Source organism: Cupriavidus sp. KK10 (genome assembly GCF_018223725.1).
GTDB lineage: Bacteria > Pseudomonadota > Gammaproteobacteria > Burkholderiales > Burkholderiaceae > Cupriavidus > Cupriavidus necator.
This window is the reverse complement of the sequence record NZ_CP073678.1, coordinates 1500056-1519554: the sequence shown is the minus strand read 5'-3', so window position 1 is coordinate 1519554 and position 19499 is coordinate 1500056. Positions and strand designations below refer to the sequence as shown.

General features: G+C 62.4%; 12 protein-coding genes and 4 pseudogenes. 8 read left to right on the top strand and 8 right to left on the bottom strand.

Annotated features, from left to right (window positions below; genetic code table 11):
- Positions 1–2: 2 nt before the first annotated feature.
- From KB879_RS38490 to KB879_RS40050, 7 genes and pseudogenes are all read left to right on the top strand, one after another.
- The gene (locus KB879_RS38490; protein WP_211983119.1) at positions 3–1877 is read left to right on the top strand and encodes a TRAP transporter large permease subunit; all 1875 of its coding nucleotides are present in this window, start codon (positions 3–5) and stop codon (positions 1875–1877) included.
- Positions 1878–1891: 14 nt separating this feature from the next.
- Entirely contained in the window at positions 1892–2668 is a 777-nt protein-coding gene (locus KB879_RS38485; protein ID WP_211983118.1) for an SDR family NAD(P)-dependent oxidoreductase, read from the top strand.
- A gap of 321 nt (positions 2669–2989) precedes the next feature.
- Entirely contained in the window at positions 2990–4408 is a 1419-nt protein-coding gene (gene pyk, locus KB879_RS38480; RefSeq protein WP_211983117.1) for a pyruvate kinase, read from the top strand.
- A gap of 42 nt (positions 4409–4450) precedes the next feature.
- A complete protein-coding gene (eno, locus tag KB879_RS38475) occupies positions 4451–5734 on the top strand; it encodes a phosphopyruvate hydratase (RefSeq protein ID WP_211983116.1) in 1284 nt (427 codons plus the stop codon).
- 175 nt (positions 5735–5909) lie between these two features.
- Positions 5910–6215, top strand: a pseudogene (locus KB879_RS38470) (IS21 family transposase); the annotation flags it as partial.
- Positions 6216–6332: 117 nt separating this feature from the next.
- Positions 6333–6652, top strand: a pseudogene (locus tag KB879_RS38465) (Fic family protein); the annotation flags it as partial.
- Positions 6653–6657: 5 nt separating this feature from the next.
- Positions 6658–6843: pseudogene (locus KB879_RS40050) on the top strand (ISNCY family transposase); the annotation flags it as partial.
- A 342-nt stretch (positions 6844–7185) separates the two neighbouring features.
- Here the strand turns inward: KB879_RS40050 and KB879_RS40045 are convergent.
- The 5 genes and pseudogenes from KB879_RS40045 to KB879_RS38435 form a co-directional block, all read right to left on the bottom strand.
- Positions 7186–7353, bottom strand: a complete 168-nt coding sequence (locus KB879_RS40045; protein ID WP_249221428.1) for a transposase — start codon at positions 7351–7353, stop codon at positions 7186–7188.
- Between the two features lie 120 nt (positions 7354–7473).
- Complete coding sequence (locus KB879_RS38450; RefSeq protein WP_211983115.1) at positions 7474–8475, bottom strand: NADP-dependent oxidoreductase; 1002 nt, start codon at positions 8473–8475, stop codon at positions 7474–7476.
- Positions 8476–8481: 6 nt separating this feature from the next.
- Entirely contained in the window at positions 8482–9351 is an 870-nt protein-coding gene (locus tag KB879_RS38445) for an alpha/beta fold hydrolase (protein ID WP_211984590.1), read from the bottom strand.
- Between the two features lie 121 nt (positions 9352–9472).
- The gene (locus tag KB879_RS38440; protein WP_013958779.1) at positions 9473–10261 is read right to left on the bottom strand and encodes an SDR family oxidoreductase; all 789 of its coding nucleotides are present in this window, start codon (positions 10259–10261) and stop codon (positions 9473–9475) included.
- Between the two features lie 53 nt (positions 10262–10314).
- Positions 10315–11397: pseudogene (locus tag KB879_RS38435) on the bottom strand (alkene reductase).
- A gap of 131 nt (positions 11398–11528) precedes the next feature.
- Here KB879_RS38435 and KB879_RS38430 point away from each other — a divergent pair.
- Positions 11529–12209, top strand: a complete 681-nt coding sequence (locus KB879_RS38430; RefSeq protein WP_211983113.1) for a TetR/AcrR family transcriptional regulator — start codon at positions 11529–11531, stop codon at positions 12207–12209.
- Positions 12210–12417: 208 nt separating this feature from the next.
- Here the strand turns inward: KB879_RS38430 and KB879_RS40710 are convergent, their stop codons facing one another.
- The 3 genes from KB879_RS40710 to KB879_RS38420 form a co-directional block, all read right to left on the bottom strand.
- Entirely contained in the window at positions 12418–12642 is a 225-nt protein-coding gene (locus tag KB879_RS40710) for a transposase (RefSeq protein ID WP_371827444.1), read from the bottom strand.
- Between the two features lie 274 nt (positions 12643–12916).
- Positions 12917–13519, bottom strand: coding sequence for a transposase (locus tag KB879_RS40705; RefSeq protein WP_371827443.1), 603 nt, complete (start codon positions 13517–13519; stop codon positions 12917–12919).
- Positions 13520–13764: 245 nt separating this feature from the next.
- A complete protein-coding gene (locus KB879_RS38420) occupies positions 13765–19272 on the bottom strand; it encodes a trifunctional serine/threonine-protein kinase/ATP-binding protein/sensor histidine kinase (protein WP_211984588.1) in 5508 nt (1835 codons plus the stop codon).
- Positions 19273–19499: the final 227 nt, after the last annotated feature.

Sequence of the window (19499 nt, the reverse complement as noted above, 5' to 3'; positions counted from 1 at the left end):
CCATGCACATCGCACGCACGAATGCCGCGGCAAATCAGCCGCGAGACGCCATCAGCGCCGGCGCGGCGCGCTTACAACGCCTGCTCGGCCACTGCCTGGCGGTGCCGGCCGCGCTGCTGGTGGCAGTGGAAATCTTCGTTCTACTGGCCGGAGTGATCGGCCGCTACATTTTCCACACCCCACTGATCTGGTCAGATGAACTTGCCTCCATCCTGTTCCTGTGGCTGGCAATGCTCGGTTCCGCCGTGGCCTTCGAAAAAGGCGAGCACATGCGTATGACAGCTGTGGTAGGCAAGCTTTCTCCAGCCACGCGCGCATTCGTCGACGTGCTGGCAACGGTGGCTGCGCTAGTGTTTCTGTTGCTAGTGCTGCCACATGCGCTGGAGTATGCGCAAGAGGAAGCCATGATCAGCACGCCGGCACTGGATATCGCGAATAGCTGGCGCGTAGCGGCTATGGCTGTGGGTTTTGGCATGATGGCGCTACTGTCCTTGTTGCGCCTGGCCCAGTTTGCCGACCGAAAGACCGTGGGCAAGGCGCTTGCGCTCGCGGTGGCGTTAATAGTCGGCATGTGGATGCTGCAACCGCTATTCCAGAAGCTCGGCAATATCAATCTGGTGATTTTCTTTGTAGTCGTGGTCGCGGCCTGTGTCTTTGCCGGCGTGCCAATCGCATTTGCATTCGGTCTGGCCACGCTGGGATACATCATGCTGACCACCACGACGCCGGTGCTGATCGTGGTTGGCCGCATGGATGAGGGAATGAGCCATCTCATCCTGCTTTCGGTGCCGCTGTTCGTGTTTCTGGGGCAGTTAATCGAGATGACTGGCATGGCGCGCGCGATGGTGGCCTTCCTCGCGACCCTGCTGGGCCATGTGCGCGGCGGCCTGCACTATGTGCTGGTGGGCGCCATGTACCTGGTATCAGGGATTTCCGGCTCCAAGGCGGCCGACATGGCTGCGATCGCGCCGGTGCTGTTCCCCGAGATGAAAAACCGCGGTGCAAGGGAAGGCGACCTGGTTGCCCTGCTGGCGGCAACCGGCGCCCAGACAGAGACCATACCGCCGAGCATCGTACTAATTACGATTGGCTCGGTGACGGGCGTGTCGATCTCAGCCCTGTTCACAGGAGGCATGCTACCGGGCATAGTGCTCGCCATTGGATTGATCGGCGTGGTGTTCTGGCGCTATCGCAGTGAGGACTTGTCGCAGGTGGCGCGGGCAAACCGGGCCGAGATCGCAAAGGCCTTCGTGGTGGCCTTGCCTGCAATCGCGCTTCCCTTCATCATCCGCGCCGCCGTGGTCGAGGGCGTCGCGACGGCAACGGAGGTATCAACGATCGGCATCGTCTACGCGGTCGTCGCCGGGCTTCTCATCTATCGCAAGTTCGACTTCCGGCGCTTGTACCCGATGCTAGTGGAAACGGCGAGTCTGTCCGGCGCGATTCTTTTGATCATTGGCGCGGCCACCGCGATGGCCTGGGGGCTCACCCAATCCGGTTTCTCGCGCACCCTCACCGATGTGATGCGCTCGCTGCCAGGCGGCGCCGTAGGCTTCATGGCTGTTTCCATCTTGGCTTTCGTGATCCTCGGCAGCGTGCTGGAAGGGATACCGGCCATCGTACTGTTCGGGCCTTTGGTATTTCCAATAGCACATGCCATGGGCATCCACGAAGTCCATTACGCGATGGTCGTGATCCTGTCGATGGGTATCGGCCTTTTTGCGCCGCCCTTCGGGGTTGGCTATTACGCCGCATGCGCGATCTCGAAAGTTCACCCGGACGAAGGAATTCGCCCCATCGTCGGATACATCGCCGCCATGGTTGTGGGATTGATCATTGTCGCGGCGGTGCCATGGATTTCCATCGGCTTTCTATAACACAGGAGAACAGAATGCAAAATCAGACCAATAAGGATCGCGTTGCCATCGTGGTTGGCGGCGCCATGGGCATAGGCGCGGAAATCTGTCAGCGCCTTGGTGCAGCGGGCTACACGGTAGTCGTCGCAGATCGCGACATGGAAGCCGCAAAAGGTCGCGTGGGGGAGCTCAGCGCAGCAGGCTTGCGCGCTGAGGCCCAACAGATCGACGCTGGCGATGCTGCGTCCGTGGCACAGGCCTTTACCGAAATTGAAAGCCGGCATGCCCGCTGCGATGTGTTAGTGAACTGCGCCGGCATCGCAAAGGTTTTTCCATTCCTGGAATTTCCGCTTGAAAATTTCCTCGCAACGATGAATGTCAACGTCACCGGCACGCTACTGTGCGCCCAGCATGCAGCCCGACTGATGCTGAAGCACAAGTGGGGGCGCATCGTGAACCTGGCATCGGTCGCCGGTCAGCGTTCTGTAGGCACGGGGCGCACCGCCTACGGTACATCGAAGGGAGCAGTCATTGCGCTCACGCGGCAGATGGCCGTGGAACTCGCCGAGCATGGCATCACTGCAAATACGGTATCGCCTGGTCCGATCGACACGCCGATGACCCGCGTGCTTCACACGGACCAGTTCCGCAAGGAATATACCCACGCAATTCCTATGGATCGCTATGGATCGACTGCGGAAATTGCTGCAGCCGTGATGTATTTCGTCGGAGATGAGGCCGGGTACACCACAGGCGTAGATTTGCCGGTGGATGGTGGTTTTTTGGCATCGGGAGCGCGCAAGCTGGCGTAAGGCGTGGACTTGAGTATTTCAGCAAGCAGAGAACGCACGCGGCATTAAGGAAAAAATAAGTCAGCCGCTATCTGTGGCTGCTAGACGTCCGGGGGAAACTGACCGCAATCATTCTGAACTGGAACGAGCCGGTCAGAGCGTTGAGCCTTCAATGGCACTTAGGCTTGGCAAATCATCGTTAAAGACTTTTCTCTAGTAAATGACGACGAGAAGATGTTCATCTGGGCACTCGGTGATGCATTCATCGCCGGACAGAACCTTACAAGAGTGAATGATTTTCGCGCGATGTTTATCACAGCGGCGGACTAAAGAGAGACTGGCATGCACCGCAACCGCAAGGCAAAAATTGTCGCTACCATCGGACCGGCAAGCAATACCAAGGAAACCATTGAAGCTTTATTTCATGCTGGGGTCGACGTATTCCGGATGAACTTTAGCCATGGCACGCACGAGGATCACAAGAGACGGCTCGACATCATCCGGACGGTTGAAATGGAGGTAAGGCGTCCTATTGGCGTGCTGCTCGACTTGCAGGGGCCAAAACTGCGTATCGGCACATTCTCTGACGGACCGGTCATGCTGGAGAACGGTGCCCAGTTTCGCCTTGATCTGGACAATAAAAAGCCAGGAGACCAGCGCCGCGTCTCGCTTCCCCATCCGGAAATTTTTGCTGCATTGACCGAAGACGCAAGACTGCTGCTCGACGATGGCAAGATCCATTTGAAAGTCGAGCGTTGTGGCCCCGACTTCGCTGATACCAGGGTGATTAACGGCGGCATGCTGTCAGAGCGCAAGGGGGTCAATGTCCCCGGTGTGGTTTTGCCCATGTCTGCAATGACCGAGAAAGACAGAAGAGACCTCGACTACGGGCTGGCGCTGGGCATCGACTGGGTTGCGCTTTCCTTTGTGCAGCGGCCCGAAGATATCGAAGAAGCCAAGGAAATCGTGAAAGGCCGGGCGTCAATTCTGGCGAAGCTGGAGAAGCCGGCAGCCATCAACCAGCTCGAACAGATCGTGCAGGCTTCCGACGCCATCATGGTTGCTCGTGGCGACCTCGGGGTGGAAATGCCTGCCGAGCAGGTGCCGGCCATTCAAAAACGCATCGTACGCATGTGTCGGCAGTTGGGAAAGCCCGTGATTGTGGCTACGCAAATGCTTGAGTCGATGATCAATGCGCCGGTGCCCACCCGCGCAGAAGCGTCGGACGTCGCAACCGCTATCTACGACGGGGTTGATGCGGTGATGCTGTCAGCCGAGTCCGCATCGGGAAAATTTCCGATCGAAGCGGTTCGTATGATGAGCAGCATTATCGATCAGACCGAAGCCGATCCATTTTTCGTCGAGACGATGAAGGAATCCCATAGCCCTGCACGTGCTGAGATTGCCGACGCAATCGGATTGGCAATGCGCAATGTCGTAGACCTGCTGGGTGCCGCCGCCACCGTCGCTTATACCAGCTCTGGCTACTCCGCTTTACGCATGGCGCGGGAACGTCCAAAAGCACACATTATAGGCATGACGCCCAAGCTCAGTACCGCCCGCAAGCTTGCCCTGGTGTGGGGGGTACACCCAGTCTTGACCCACGACGTTGCAGCAGTCTCGGAAATGACTGTATTTGCATGCCAGACCGCAGCACGCGAGGGATTGGCAAACAAAGGCCAGACCATTGTTATCGCGGCGGGCATGCCCTTTGGCACAGCTGGGACGACGAACCTGCTACGAATTGCGCAGGTTGAATAAGCGCGTCCTGATCTCAAATCCAAACTGTTTCAAGGAGATAAGTTGAGCACTATCGTTGATATCATCGGCCGCGAAGTAATCGATTCCCGTGGCAATCCGACCGTGGAATGCGACGTGCTGCTGGAATCAGGCGTGATGGGCCGCGCCGCGGTGCCGTCGGGCGCCTCCACCGGTTCGCGCGAGGCGATCGAGCTGCGCGACGGCGACAAGAGCCGCTACTTCGGCAAGGGCGTGCTCAAAGCCTGCGAGAACATCAATACCGAGATATCTGAAGCGATCATGGGCCTGGATGCGAATGAGCAGGCCTTCCTCGACCGCACCTTGATCGACCTCGACGGCACCGAGAACAAGAACCGCTTCGGCGCGAACGCGACGCTGGCGGTGTCGATGGCGGTGGCGAAGGCCGCGGCCGAGGAAGCCGGCCTGCCGCTGTACCGCTACTTCGGTGGCTCCGGCGCGATGCAGATGCCGGTGCCGATGATGAACGTCATCAACGGCGGCGCCCACGCCGACAACAACCTCGACCTGCAGGAATTCATGATCATCCCGGTCGGTGCGCCCAGCTTCCGCGAAGGGATCCGCTACGGCGCAGAAGTGTTCCACACGCTGAAGAAGATCCTGCATGAAAACCGCCTGACCACCGCGGTCGGCGACGAAGGCGGCTTCGCGCCGTCGGTGGCGAACCATGAAGCCGCGATCAAGCTGATCCTGCAGGCGATCGAGCAGGCGGGTTACGAGCCGGGCACTCAGATCGCGCTGGGCCTGGACTGCGCCGCTTCCGAGTTCTACAAGGATGGCAAGTACCGCCTCGACGGCGAAGGCCTGACCCTGTCCTCGTCCGACTTTACCAACCTGCTGGCGACCTGGTGCGACAAGTATCCGATCATCTCGATCGAGGACGGCATGGCCGAAAACGACTGGGAAGGCTGGGCCACGCTGACCAAGACCCTGGGCGGTCGCATCCAGCTGGTGGGCGACGATCTGTTCGTAACCAACACCAAGATCCTGAAGGAAGGCATTCAGAAGAACATCGCCAATTCCATCCTGATCAAGATCAACCAGATCGGCACGCTAACCGAGACCTTCGCCGCGATCGAAATGGCCAAGCGCGCCGGCTACACCGCGGTGATCTCCCACCGTTCCGGCGAAACCGAGGACAGCACTATCGCCGATATCGCGGTCGGCACCAATGCGCTGCAGATCAAGACCGGCTCGATGTCTCGCTCGGATCGTATGGCGAAATACAACCAATTGCTACGCATCGAGGAAGATCTGGGCGATATCGCCAGCTATCCTGGACGAGAAGCGTTCTTCAACATTAATTGAATCCGTCACATACCCCGTTGGCCGGTCAAACTCCCCCGCTTTTGGCCGCTTAAATTCCCCACCTGATGACTGCGTAGCAAAGCGGTCGCGACCGGTCGCGGTACCTCCAGGGGCATCCTGCTGGCAGGACGTAACTTTGATCCCTTTGTCGTTGACAGGGGGAGGGGTGAACGTCTTGAAGCCACATCTGCGAACTACCGACCTCGCTGCTGGCCGCCGGCAAGAGCCAGCGTGAGATCGAGCGCGTCACCGGCGTTGACCGCAAAACCATCCGCCGCCTTGCACAGCGTCAGGCGGAGGTAAATTCCCTCTCCCGGCCACCGGCGAATCGCCCCTCGCCCTGTGAGCCGTATTGGAATGGATCGAGGCGCAGTTGCGCCTACGGCGCAATTACACCGCCATCTACCAGGACCTGGTCGATCAGTTCGGCTTCACCGGCGCCTACAACAGCGTCAAGCGCTTCGCCGGCCGGCTTGTACACCGTAGAACAAGGGAAAGTCGTCAACGATCCCGAAGGAATGTCGTCAATTCGCGTGACAACGGCAGAGAAATCGCATGCAACATCAATGAAATCAATTACTTAAGTACAGCGATACGGTACCTGTCGGAATCGCTTCGGCGTCAGTTACACAATATGGGCAAGACGGCGCAGGCTGATGCGCCCGCTGGAACCTACAGCAGGGCCATCCTGAACCGGCTACTGATCGACTGGCATCGAGTCATTTGGAGGGCAACACCTATTCCCGCCTCGACACCCGGGAGCTGATCGAGCACGGGAAGGCGGTGCAAGGCAAGGCGGCCATCGAAACACAGATGATTCTCAACCACAAGACTGCCATCGAACTGCTGTTGGAGAACATCGGTACGGTAGGTTTCGACCGCTATACCTTGATGAACCTGCATAGTGCCTTGTCGAAAACCTGTTGCATCGGAAGCTGGCCGGTCGCTATATCGATGTCTATCACTATCCGGATGGCAGGATCGAGCCACGCGCGAACGGCGCTGCCCTGCCCTATACCATCTACGACCGGCTATCTGAGATCGATCAAGGCGCGATCGTGGACAACAAGCGGCTCGGAGCTGTGTTGCAGATAGCGCAATACGTTCAGGGTTGGAAGCTCTGCAACGCTTACAGCAGCAGCCGTGGCCGCTTAACGGAACCGAGCTTGCTACTGGAATTCAAATCCGCTCCGCCGCATGACAGCTTCACCCTGAGCTGGATTCAATCGTGTCAGGCCAGCACCACCGCCCTACGTTCACCCCAAAGCTGACCAAGCAAGCCGAGAGCTAACCGGACATTTCAACTTAGCCTGGACAAAATATGCAGAGAACGGGCCACCGGACGCACCCCTTGCCGCAACATGCCAAATTTATACTGAAACTCATGCATGTGCGCCGTACCGGCCTCGAGCGTCTCTGGCGGGCCGAAACCACGCGACGAAGCGCGCCGGCTACAGCAGCCGGCTAAGAAATTTCGAAGATGGCGTCTGCCAAATGTAGTCGACAGACGCACACTGATAGTGGCAATGTTTGGCGATCAGCTTCAGATAGGACTTCCACATATCCGAGCAGACGAATTCGACCTTGGCGGCGATCTCGGTGCCGATGAGGGAGGGCAAAGAACTTCTCGAAGCTCTCGGTCGTGCGTTCCTTGCCGACCCACAGCAAACGGATGCAACCAGCCTCGATAGACCAGCGTTAGATAGGGGAAGCTCCTGCACTGTCAACCGTCTGGCAGCTCACTTGACCCTCACGACGACCTTACCCTTGGCGCGCCCCTGGGCCAGGTATTCAAGCGCTTCCTTCGCCTGCTCGAACGCAAATACCTTATCGATCACCGGACGAATGCGTTCCGATTCGAGGAGTCCGCCAATTTCCAAGAGTTGGGGGCCATCGGGGCGCACGAAGAGAAACGAATAATTAATGTTCCGCTTTCTTGCCAGGCGCATGATCTTGCGGCTCATCAAGCTAAACACGAATGCAAGAAAGAAATTCAGGCGTCGTGCGCGTGCGAACGCGGCATCCAATGGACCGATGAGCGAGACAATCCTGCCGCCCGGCTTGAGGATGCCAACTGATTTTGCGATTGCGTCGCCCCGCAGCGTGCCGAGCACCACGTCATAGTCGTGCAGCAGCTTTTCGAAGTCCTGCTTCCTGTAGTCGACCACTTCGTCTGCGCCGAGATCGGCAACCATCTGGACATTGCCCGTGCTGGTGGTGGTGCCCACCGTTGCGCCCAGGGACTTCGCCAGTTGAATCGCAAACGTGCCGATGCCGCCCGACCCCGCCGGGATCAACACCTTCTGACCTGCTCGAACGTTGGCGCGCTCCTTCAATGCCTGCCACGAGGTGAGCCCGACCATCGGAACGGAGGCCGCCTGCACAAAATCGAGCCTGGCCGGCTTTAACGCGGCAACGCCTTCGGGCACCGCCGCGAATTCGGCGAGCGATCCCCTGCCCAGATCGAAGAGGCTGGCGAACACGGCATCGCCCGGCTTGAAACGTGTCACGCGGCTGCCGACCTCCACTACCACGCCGGCAATATCGCTGCCCAGCGTCGCCGGTAGTTCGAACTTCAGGACGGGCTTGAACGTTCCCGCCGGAATCATGTTGTCGATGGGGTTCAACCCCGCCGCGTGGACCTGAACCAGCAGGTCATCGGGCTTCAGTGTGGGGCGCGGAACATCGGCGAAGCCGATTTCGGGCGAATTGCCATAGCGTTTGAATGTGAGAGCCTTCATGTTGCTCTAATGCCAATGTGGGGTGAATGCCGCCAGGAACGCCAGCGCCTTCGGCACGAAGTCCGCGTGGTATTGAAAGATGCTGCCGTGCCCCGCGTCTTCGTAGATGACCAGCTGCGCATGGGGAATGCGGCGGGCCATGTCGCGACTCAGTGGGGTGGGCACCATGATGTCGTTGTCGCCATTGACAATCAACACCGGCATGTGCAGGCCGGCGAGGTCCTGCGGTACCTGCTGGCCCCAGGCCTTGATCGCTTTGAGCTGGCGAAGGAAAGCGCGAGGCGTCGGTCCCTTGTCTCGGCCGGCGCGGCGTTCCTTTAGCCTGTTCAGGAAGGCGCCTGCTGCCTGCCGGCTGTTTTCCGTGGCGGTGAAGAATAGATAGGTCTTGGGGTCATGTCGTGTCAGCAAGCCCTTGAGTATGAGCGGCCACGACACCCGACCGACATGGTCGATACCTTGACCTCCCGCGGGACCCGTGCCGGTAAGGATGAGCCTGCGCACCAACCCCGGAGCCTTCAGCGCCACGTCCTGCGCCACGAAGCCGCCTAGAGAAAAGCCGAACAGGTCTATCTGTTCGAAGCCCATCGCACGAATCACGGCGATGGTATCGCGCGCCATTTCGTCCACCGTCACCGGGGCGGTTCCGCCGGACAAGCCGATTCCGCGATAGTCGATGGTAATAACGTGATGCTCACGAGCCAGGCCATCGACGATTTGCGGGTCGAAGTTGTCTAGCACGGCGCCCCAGTGATTGAGCAGAACCAGCGGGACACCGCCACGGTGTCCCAGTTCGCGGTAAGCGAAAGTGGTTCCAGCCGCGCTGACCAGGTTAGTCGGGACATGGACATAAGCCGTCTGCAGCGCTTTAAGGGGCATGGTCCTCACATCGTTGGCGTCGAGGTTCTGTAAGTTTGTCATCGGGTTACCTGTGAAGCCTGAGTCCGGCGTGTCGGTCGCTAAAGCCATGCCTCCCCGTGTAAGACAGAATCCGCAATGGTCAGGCTTCCGACCGATAGCGATCGGCCGCGCGGGCTTGCCGAATATCCGACATCAGCCCCTGGCGCGCGCCATCCAGTGCATCCCAGCGCCCGGCCACATGCAGCGGCGGGATGGTGACCAGTTCGCGCCGATCGAAGCCAACCAACGCTGCATCGACCAGTTCGTCCACTTCCATCACCTCGGGAAGCATGTTGACGTCGATGCCGGCGCGTCCCCAGATTTCAGTGCGGGTCGACGCCGGAAGCACCGCCTGCACATAGACGCCGCTTGGCGACAACTCGAGATTCAGTCCTTGCGACAGGAACAGGACAAAGGCCTTGGTGGCGCCGTAGATAGACATGCCGAACTCGGGCGCGAAGCCCACCACCGAGCCAATGTTGACGATCGCGCCGTTACCTGACTGCACAAAGCGCGGAGCCACCGCGGCCGCGAGCCGCGTGAGCGCCGTGGTGTTGAGCGTGACCAGGCGGTCGATGCCCTCGGCGCTCTGCTGCAGGAAATCGCCCGACTGAGCCATCCCGGCGTTGTTGATCAGGATGCCAATGCGAGAGTCGTCCCTCAGACGAGTCTCGACCACGGCCAGATCCGCGGGCTGGGTCAGGTCGGCCTGCAGAACGTCGACGCTCACACCGTTTTCTGCACGCAGGCGCGCGGCCAGCGTATCGAGGCGCGTCTTGTCGCGAGCAACCAGCACAAGGTTATGGCCGCGACCGGCGAATCGCGCGGCGTAGGTTGCCCCGATGCCGGAAGAGGCGCCGGTGATGAGAACAGTCGGAAGCGTGGTCATGAGTTGATTCCTTTGCAATAACGGTTCGGACGTGGACACGACCGGCACGCGCCTCAAGCGGTGATGGTCGGATAGTCGGTGTAGCCAGCAGCACCGCCACCGTAGAGCGTGGCGAGATCGGGCTGGGCCAGCGGAGCGGGGTCTTCAGGCGTTCGACCAGGTCGGGGTTGCTTATGAAGGCACGGCCGAAGGCGAACAGGTCTGCCTTGCCCTCGTTGAGCCTGGCGGTGGCGAGTTCCAGGTCGTAGCCGTTGTTGGCCAGGTAGGTTTGCCTGAAGCGACGGCGCAGTGCGTCGTAGTCGAACGGCGCGACAGCGCGTGGGCCGCCGGTCGCGCCCTCGACCACGTGCAGGTAGACGATGCCCAGCGCGCTGAGCTGATCGGCGATGTAGTCGTACTGCGGCTGAGGATCGCTGCTCGAAATCCCATTTGCCGGTGACACGGGCGAGATGCGCACACCGGTGCGATCGGCGCCGATTTCTTCCACCACCGCCGTGACGACTTCCAATAGCAGGCGCGCACGATTCTCTATCGAGCCGCCGTAGGGGTCAGTGCGCTGATTGGCCCCATCTTTGATGAACTGCTCCAGCAGGTAGCCGTTAGCACCGTGGATTTCCACGCCGTCGAAGCCGGCGGCCATGGCATTGGCCGCGGCTCGACGAAAGTCGTTAACGATGCCCGGAAATTCGTTGAGGTCGAGGGCGCGCGGCTGCGACACGTCGACAAATCCGTTGTTGACAAAGGTCTTCGTCGCGGCGCGGATGGCCGAAGGCGCGACCGGCGCAGCGCCGTCAGGCTGGACATCGACGTGCGAAACACGGCCGACGTGCCAGAGTTGGGCGAAGATGCGTCCGCCCTTTGCATGTACAGCCTCGGTGACCTTGCGCCAGCCGACCACTTGTTCGGGTGTGTACAGGCCCGGGGTGTCCTGATAGCCCTGAGCCTGGGCTGACACTTGAGTGGCCTCCGTGATGATCAGGCCGGCCGAGGCGCGCTGGGCGTAGTAGGTCGCGGCCAGTTCGCTAGGCACCAGCCCCGCGCCTGCCCGGTTGCGGGGTCAGCGGTGCCATGACAATGCGGTTCGCGAGCGCCAGGCGGCCAAGGGCGTAAGGTTCAAAAAGAGTCTTGTCGTTCATATTGCCTTAGCTTCTAGGATAGGAACGGTACCAATGATGACGATCATAATCTAAAGTGTCAATCTTTTGATTACGATTGACATCAATGTATGATGAAGCCTTCGCAGACATGAATCGACAGTGGTCAGGAAATGAAGATCACCAAGGCACAGGCACAGGCCAACCGGCAGCACGTGGTCGAGACGGCGTCCCAGCTGTTTCGGGAGCGCGGCTACGATGGGGTTGGCGTTGCCGATTTGATGGCCGCCGCCGGCTTCACGCACGGCGGCTTTTACAAGCAGTTCCGCTCCAAGGCCGACCTTATGGCGGAATCGGCGACCTGCGGCATCGCGCAGACCGTCGCGCTGAGCGCGGGCGTCAACGCGCCGGAGTTTGTGCGGTACTACCTTTCCCGCGAGCACCGCGACAAGCGTGGGACCGGCTGCACGATGGCCGCACTGGGCGGGGATGCCGCGCGTCAACCGGAGGCAGTTCGGGCCACGTTTGCGGCGGGCCTTGAGAGCCTGCTGGCTGCACTGAAACCCGATGGCATCGCGTCGGACGGTGCCGATCCGGGGCGGTTGCGTGCCCAGTCCTTGGACATACTGGCGCATGCGGTGGGCGCCATTGTCATGTCCCGGGCGTGTCCGGACGACTCGCCGCTGGCCGACGAAATCCTGAAGGTTTGCCGCGACGAGATTCTCGCCTCACTGAGCGCGGCCGCGACAGCAAGCGCTTCTTCGCTTGAGCGGAGTGCCTCTAGCATTCAGCAACCGGCCGATCCGCAGAACGCTAATGGCGGCGGCAAGCTGCCCACCAGAACGGCAACGTAGTCCAAATAGGCGGACTCAGCCTGCGCAGAGCCAAATTTCGTGACAGAACCGTGAAGTGTAATAAAGATGGGTCTTCGGCACTTTGTGTGACGACGGCGACCTTGCGTTGGAGGATGTTTTAGCGTGAAACGGGGTCGTCTCCGGCGCCCACCACCATTTTTGATGACCATGTGGGCGAGTCTGGTAGCCTTGTGCCGGCCGCACGGTCTCAGCCGCCTGCGATGGCGATCGGAACCCGCAACCGCAGAAGCTCGATGCTCGCGCGGCCATACATCTGACGCTTGAGGAACTTGAGCCGGTTGACGTGACCCTCGGTCTGGCCATTGCTCCATGGCAGTTTGAAGGCCGCCCGCACAGCCGGTAAGTCGGCGCGCAGCTTTGCGCGAATCTGCGCATTTCCACAGCGTCGCGGCGTGACAGACGCTTTAGCCATCGATCGAACTGCCTCGGACTTCGCCGGTGCATGAGTCCGAGAAACTCCCGCGCGAGGCTGCGAACTTCGCCCACCACGGGTTCGTTCTTGCAAAGCGCCTGCACGAAGCGCTCGTGGTCGGAGCTCTTAGGTTCCTCGATGGCGAGCTTCCTCCATCCGACGAGCCATCCGAACACGCGCCTGGCCTGAGATGGGCATCCAAAGGCGTCGGACCTCGCGCCCTGGGTGCACGCTCGGGGAAGGCCCCCGCGGTGACGAATTTGCGCACGGTTCGTTAGTCAATTGAGAGCTCGCGCGCGATTCCTTTCATCGTGCCGCCCTGGGCACGTAGCGCCATCACCCGCTCGTACAGCGCCAGCCGCGTGGCGCGACGCTGGTCGCTCAGGCGCTGCCATGACCGCAGTGAGGTGCGGCTCAGCAACCCCTGCCGGCCCAGGGTCACGCCACCGACCTTGACTTGCTGCGCGGCTTGGCGCAGTTGCGGCCCGAGTCGGTACAGCAGCCTCTCGACGTTGTCGCGCAGGTTGCACAGCAGATGCCAGCGATCGGAGGCTTGCCTGGCTGCCGGCAGCGCGATGTCGACCGCCTCGGAGTAGGCCCCGGCCCCGTCCCTGGCGACGATCTCGATCGATGAGCGCGCACGCACCCACGCGGTCACCGCAGTTGTTCCCCTGCCGGCGAACACTTCGATCGGCTCACGTCGCTCCAAATCGACGATGATCGTTCCGTATTGGTGAGCGCGGGCAATCGCCCAGTCATTGATGCCGACGACTCGCGGTCGTGGTTTGCGCTTGCGCCCAGGAGCTCTCCGCAACTCCCGCAGCACGGTATCGGCACTGGTGCGCAAGCCCAAGGCGTTGGCAAGCCGGGCTGCCACGATCCCACCGAGAACTTGGGCTCATGGTAACGATCAACGTGGGGCCAGATCGGCCCGAGATCAAGCCCTCGACGCGGCCGTCACAAAAAGTGCGGAAGACCCAGAATTACTTCGTTCTACGGCAGCCAACCGGATTGGCGCCCCTTTTCCGGGCCGTGGTCGCGCGCCAGCGCGCACCAAGCACGCATGGGGAGCTCCGGTAGTCTGAGGGCTTGGCCTCCTCTCGCATGGCAGACTGTGTCGGTCTACTTCTGCCTAGCCGGCAAAGCGAACTGGAACACCGACCCGCAAGGCGAATTTGCGCTCGCCCACAGCCGCCCGCCATGCGACTCGACCAGCGACTGACAAATCGCCAGGCCCATGCCCAGACCCTGCGCCTTGGTGGTGTAGAAGGCATCGAACACCCGCTCCATCACCTGCGGAGCCAGCCCGATGCCAGCGTCCTCCACGGCGACCCGCACTGTCTGGGGTTTCGCGCACAGTGACCGGATCACGAGTTCCCGCGGCCGGTCGGCCACTTCTGTCATCGCCTCGATGCCATTCATCACCAGGTTCAGCAGCACCTGCTGCAACTGTACCCGATCACCCGCCACCAGCGGTAGCCCGGGCGCGAGCTCGGTCCGCAGCAGGATCTGATGTCGCGACACCTCGCCGCTGATCAGCGTGATCGTCTCTTTGACCAGCTCGTTGAGGTCAAGTCGAACCGTTACCGCGGCCGTCTTCCTCAGCAGCCCCCGCATTCCCTCGATCACCGCGCTGGCCCTATGCCCGTTCTGGACAATGCCCCCCACCGCCTCCCGCACCTCAGCAAGATCGGGGGGCTGGCGGCCGAGCCAGCGCAACGCTGCACTGGCGTTCGCGACAATGGCCGCCAGCGGCTGACTCACCTCGTGGGCGATCGAGGCAGTCAGCGCGTTCAGCGTGGTCACGCGCGCGACGTGGGCGAGTTCGGCCCGCGCCTGGTGCAGCGCCTGCTCGGCGCGCTTGCGCTCGGTCAGGTCGAGCACGAAAGACACCCCCTGGTCCACCCCATCCTCGAAGTTCGCAGACCCGAGCAGCACGGGCACACGCCTCCCATCCTTGCGGACCAAGTCGTTCTCGAACGGCGGCACAGTCCCCGCCACGCTGAACGCAGCCAGGGGTGCACCGGGCGCCTGCGCTGACGCAGGCATCAGGTCCGCCCATCCCAGGCGGCCCGAGCGGAGATCCTCGCGGTCGTAACCCGACATGCGCAGGAACGCGTCATTGGCCTCCAGAATCCGGCCGTCGAGTTGCCAGATGCAGATGCCGATAATGTTGGCCTCGACCAGACGCTGGATCTTTGCTTCGCGTTGCTCGAGATCGCGGTACAAACGGCTGTTCTCCAGCGCGGTCGCCGCCTGCGAGGCCACCAGCTTTAGCACCGCCGCCCTGGCCGGCACGAAGACGCGGGGAGCCAGGTTGTTCTCCAGGTAAAGGACGCCGATCTGCTTGGCCTGAGTGAGGAGCGGCAGGCACAGAATCGAGCGGGCGCGATGCAGCCGAATGTAAGGATCGACGGAGAACGGCCCCTGCGCCTCGGCATTGTCCAGCATGACGGTCTCGCGGCTGCGCAAAACATGGTGAAGGATCGATAGCGGCAGCGCGGTGCCGGGCACGCTCTGGTCGTGCAATTGCACGGTGATGGCATGGCCGCAGGTGGTCGCTTCGGCCGCAATGCGCTGCCCGGCGCCCTGGTGCAGGATCAGCAGGCCTCGTTGCGCGCCGGCCTGCTCGATTGCGGTACGCATCAGCGTGTCGACCAGCTTGTCCAAGAAGATTTCACCCGACACCGCCTGCGAGACGGCGATCACCGTGGCGAGGTCCAGGTGTTCGACAGAAGCGCCGATCGTCCGGGTCGAAGCAGGTGCCGACTCTTCTTCGCCGAGTGCCGGATATAACCCGTCGAGCTGCCGCACCTTGCCCTCGGCGCCCCAGCGGCGATAGCCGTGACGGGCATCCCGCAGATACACCCACGCTATCTTCTCGAAGCCCCGCGCCGCATAGAATCGTGCCGCCAGCTCGTTAGCGAGTGCCTGGTTGTGGATGAAATCGTTGTCGCGCGCGGACAGGATGGCCTGTTCGTACAGGCGCATGGCGTCGGCCTCGCGCCCCCCCATACGGGCGATCTCCGCACCGATCAATGCAGCCCGGTTTTCGAAATTCCCCGGACAATGCTCGGCCCAGGCCTGCAACTGGCGGTGGTGTCCAGCCACGGCCTCAAGGTGCCGGACCCGGTCTGCCGCAGCGACCGCATCGCAGCAGGCCGCCCGTGCCAGCGCTGCATAGAAGTGGTATTCCGCCTGCTCGAAGAATGACGGTGAGGTCCAGAGCAGCGGCCGGGCGCGCTCCGCCGCCGCAATCGCGCCGGCATGGTCGGCGGCAAAAAAGCGCGCCTGCAGCTTGCGGATCCAGTACCAGCAGGTAACGAGTGCGAGGCCCTGATCCTGCTCCAGATGCCGCTCGAACCGGTCTTCGTCGAACCCGCTATCGTTGAACGAGCCGAAGACCGATGTCAGACCACGCAGTGTCCGGGCAAGCTGGCGTTGCGGGGTAATGCGGTCAACAACAAGACCAAACCCCGCTTCGCGCGCGAAGGCGATCGCAGCTTCGGCTTCGCGTTCCATATCGGCCAGCGGCGCGCCGCTGGCCAGCAGGTGCGTAATGAGGTTGTTGCTGGTGAAGGCCGCAAAGGTGCGGTCGCCCTGCTTGTTGGACAGATCGAAGCCGCGCCGCACCAGGCTGCTCGCGTCGCGGATCGGATGCGTCCATTGCAGGACGTGGCCGCCCACGACCTGGTAGACGCGGGCCTTGAACCGGTCCAGCCCGCGCTGGTCCACCAGGTCCAGGCCCAGCTTGCCGAAGCGGTATCCCGCCGCGTAGTCGCCCGATTGCGGCGCCAGCACCATGCTGAGCCAGGCATAGCCAAGGCACGACGCATCGCTGTTGCCATGCTCGAGGCTCAGGTTCGCCATCCGGCCAATCACGAGCGCACGCAAGTTCTCGTCGGTGTACCAGGCCGGCGGCATCAGCGCGGTCAGGACGTCCATGGTCCCGACTGCATCGGGGTCGGCCATGCGCGGCAAGTCAATCAGCGCATCGATCGGCCGGTCCCCGATCTGCCGCCACATCCGCGCGTACTCCTGCTCTACCTCCGCCTTCGCAGGGTGCGCCGACCATTCCACGCCAGCCCGACGCAGGTAATCGAGACCGACCTCGACCGCACGGCCTCTCTGACCGAGGGCCATGAAGAGCTCCAGTCGCAATTGGGTTACCGCGGCCAACTCAGGGAGGCCGACCGCACGGCTCGCGAGGTCGGCGAGGCGTGGCTCCGCCGCCCCCGAGGCACCGGTAAGGAATTCGCATGCGGCCCGTTCGAACGCCAGTGCAAAGGCAAGCGCGGGCCGGCATTCCCAGGCATCCGCGGGCAACAGCGCCGCGCCCGTGGCCAGATAGGCCAATGCGCTGGCGTAGGCCGTCGATCCCTTGGCACGCTGGCCGGCGAGCAGGTTCAGCTCGGCCAGCCGCCACCTCTCCTCGGGTGCGGTAATCAGTGCGGCACCGCGATTGAGCTGGCCAACGATCTCGAAGACGCGCTCCGCAAGCGCTTCCTGGGACGTGTGCGCGGCAAGCCTGCGCCCGATCGCAAGGTGCGCCGCGGGCCGCGCGGCTTCGGCAATCAGCGCGTAGGCCGCCTCATGGACTCGGTCGTGCGGAAAGCGATAAGTCTCCTCGCGCCGCAACACCAGGCCGCCCTGGACCGCCTCCCACAGCGCCGCATCCAGCGTCCCTTCACTGCCGCCCAGGACCATGGTCATGATGCCTACCGCGGCTTCGTTGCCAAGACAGGCGAGCTGCTTCAGCGCTTCCTGGGTCGCTGCGGGCAGGCGGCCGAGCTTGCCGAGCATCAGGTCCACCACGTTGTCGGTGAAACCCTTGGCGCGGATCTGCCCAAGGTCCCACGACCAGCGCGCCTCGCGAGGATTGAATGCAAACAGCCCCTCTTCCGCCAGGGCGGTGAGGAACTGGATCGCAAAGAATGGATTGCCCGCGGTCTTCTCGTGCACCAGTCTGGCGAGCGCCTCGCCGCGCTCCGGCGTGCAATGCAGGGCATCGCCGAGAAGCCGGCCGACATCGTCGCGCCCCAGGCTCGTCAGCATGATCTCCCCCACGCTTGCCCCGCCCTGGCGGATGGCCGTCAGTCGCGCCAGCAGCGGGTGCCCGGGCGTGACTTCGTTATCGCGATAGGCGCCGATCAGCAGCAGATGCCGTACCTCCGGCTGGGTCGCGAGATGCTCGAGCAGGTCCAGTGTTGCCGCGTCCAGCCACTGCAGGTCGTCAAGGAAGAGCGCCAGCGGATGCGCAGCCTGCGCAAAGACGCCGATGAGGCGGCGGAACACGAGCTGGAAGCGGTGCTGTTCGTCGCGCGGCGGAACTTCCGACATTGGCGGCTGCGGGCCAAGGATGAGCGCCAGTTCCGGGATGAGCGGCACCATGAGCCCGATGTTCGGGCCCAGCGCCTCGGCCAGCGCGGCGCGCCACGGTGCCAGTTCCGCCTCGCTCTTGCCCAGCAGCGGGCGTACCAGTCCCTGCAGCGCCTGCGCCAGCGTTGCATAAGGGATGTCCCGCTTATACTGATCGAACTTGCCTGAAGCGAACAGGCCGCGATGCGGCACCAGCGCACGGTGCAACTCGTGCACGACCGAGGTCTTGCCGATACCCGAGTAGCCGGACACCAGCACCAGCTCCGGCGCGCCCCCGGACACCACGCGGTCGAAGGCGCCGAGCAGCACCCCAATCTCGCGATCCCGACCGTAGAGCCGCTCCGGGATCATCAGCCGGTCCGGCAGGTCATGCTCGCCAGGCGCGAACGTGTCGATGCGCCCCCGGCTTTCCCAAGCGGCCAGGCAGCGCCGCAGATCCGCCTCCAGCCCGCCGGCCGTCTGGTAGCGCTCCTCCGCCGTCTTGGCGAGCAGCTTCATCACCACGGCAGAGAGCTGGACCGGGCTCGCCGGTACCCGCTCGGCCGGCGCCATCGGCTGCCGGGCGAGGTGGCAGTGGACCCAGTCCATCGGGTTGCCGGCGGAGAACGGCAGCGTTCCCGTCAGCATCTGGTAGAGCGTCACGCCCAACGCATAGAGATCGCTGCGCGCATCGACCGACCGGTTCATGCGGCCGGTCTGCTCAGGCGCCATATAGGCCAGCGTGCCGGCGATCTCGTCTGGTTGCGTCGGCGCCTGTGTCTCGCGCAGCAGCCGCGAAGCCAGCCCGAAGCCGGTGAGTCGCACCGCCCCATCGGCCTGGTTCACCAGGATGTGTGCTGGCTTGAGGTCCTTGTGAATGAAGCCGCGCTGGTGGAACTGGCCAAGGGCCCCACTCATGGCAATCGCCAGGCGCAGGAAGCGGCCAGCCTCCATGGGGGTGCCCATCAGGCGATCGAGCGGCTCACCGCCGGGATCCTCCAGCAGCAGGACCGTCCGGCCATGTTCGCGCACCAGTTCCAGGGGCCGGGCGGCCCAAGCGGGGTCCAGCGCCTCCTTCAGGCTGAATTCGTGTGCCAGGCGCCCGAGATTGGCAGGCATCGGATGCTCGGTCGCGAGCCACAAGGCCAGCACCGCCTCGCGCTGGCCATCGGCAGCGAGGCGCCAGCCCCGACCCAGGACGCGTTCGCCGTCCTTCCACAAGACCTGGAAGCTGACGAGACGGTCAGCATCGAAACGAAAAACTGAATGCATTGGCTGATTTTTAACGGCTTCCTTCAACAGCCGTGCAGTGTAGATGGAATGGTCGCCTCTAGCCTCGGCGAATCGCATACGAAAATAAAATTGTCACGACTTGCGGGTCGCCGCCCCGAGGATCTGGCCAGGGAGTTCGAACCGACGGCCCAGACGATCTGTAGCCCAAGCGGAACGCGATGCCGGACTTCGTCAGGACGGTCTGACGACGGCCGAGCGCCAGGAAC

Excerpts from the sequence above, each read along its gene's own strand:
- KB879_RS38490 (WP_211983119.1), top strand. The coding sequence starts at position 3 with ATGCACATCGCACGCACGAATGCCGCGGCAAATCAGCCGCGAGACGCC.
- KB879_RS38420 (WP_211984588.1), bottom strand. The coding sequence starts at position 19,272 with ATGCATTCAGTTTTTCGTTTCGATGCTGACCGTCTCGTCAGCTTCCAG.
- pyk (WP_211983117.1), top strand. The coding sequence starts at position 2,990 with ATGCACCGCAACCGCAAGGCAAAAATTGTCGCTACCATCGGACCGGCA.
- KB879_RS38450 (WP_211983115.1), bottom strand. The coding sequence starts at position 8,475 with ATGAAGGCTCTCACATTCAAACGCTATGGCAATTCGCCCGAAATCGGC.
- KB879_RS38440 (WP_013958779.1), bottom strand. The coding sequence starts at position 10,261 with ATGACCACGCTTCCGACTGTTCTCATCACCGGCGCCTCTTCCGGCATC.
- KB879_RS38430 (WP_211983113.1), top strand. The coding sequence starts at position 11,529 with ATGAAGATCACCAAGGCACAGGCACAGGCCAACCGGCAGCACGTGGTC.
- KB879_RS38485 (WP_211983118.1), top strand. The coding sequence starts at position 1,892 with ATGCAAAATCAGACCAATAAGGATCGCGTTGCCATCGTGGTTGGCGGC.
- KB879_RS38445 (WP_211984590.1), bottom strand. The coding sequence starts at position 9,351 with ATGCCCCTTAAAGCGCTGCAGACGGCTTATGTCCATGTCCCGACTAAC.
- KB879_RS40710 (WP_371827444.1), bottom strand. The coding sequence starts at position 12,642 with ATGGCTAAAGCGTCTGTCACGCCGCGACGCTGTGGAAATGCGCAGATT.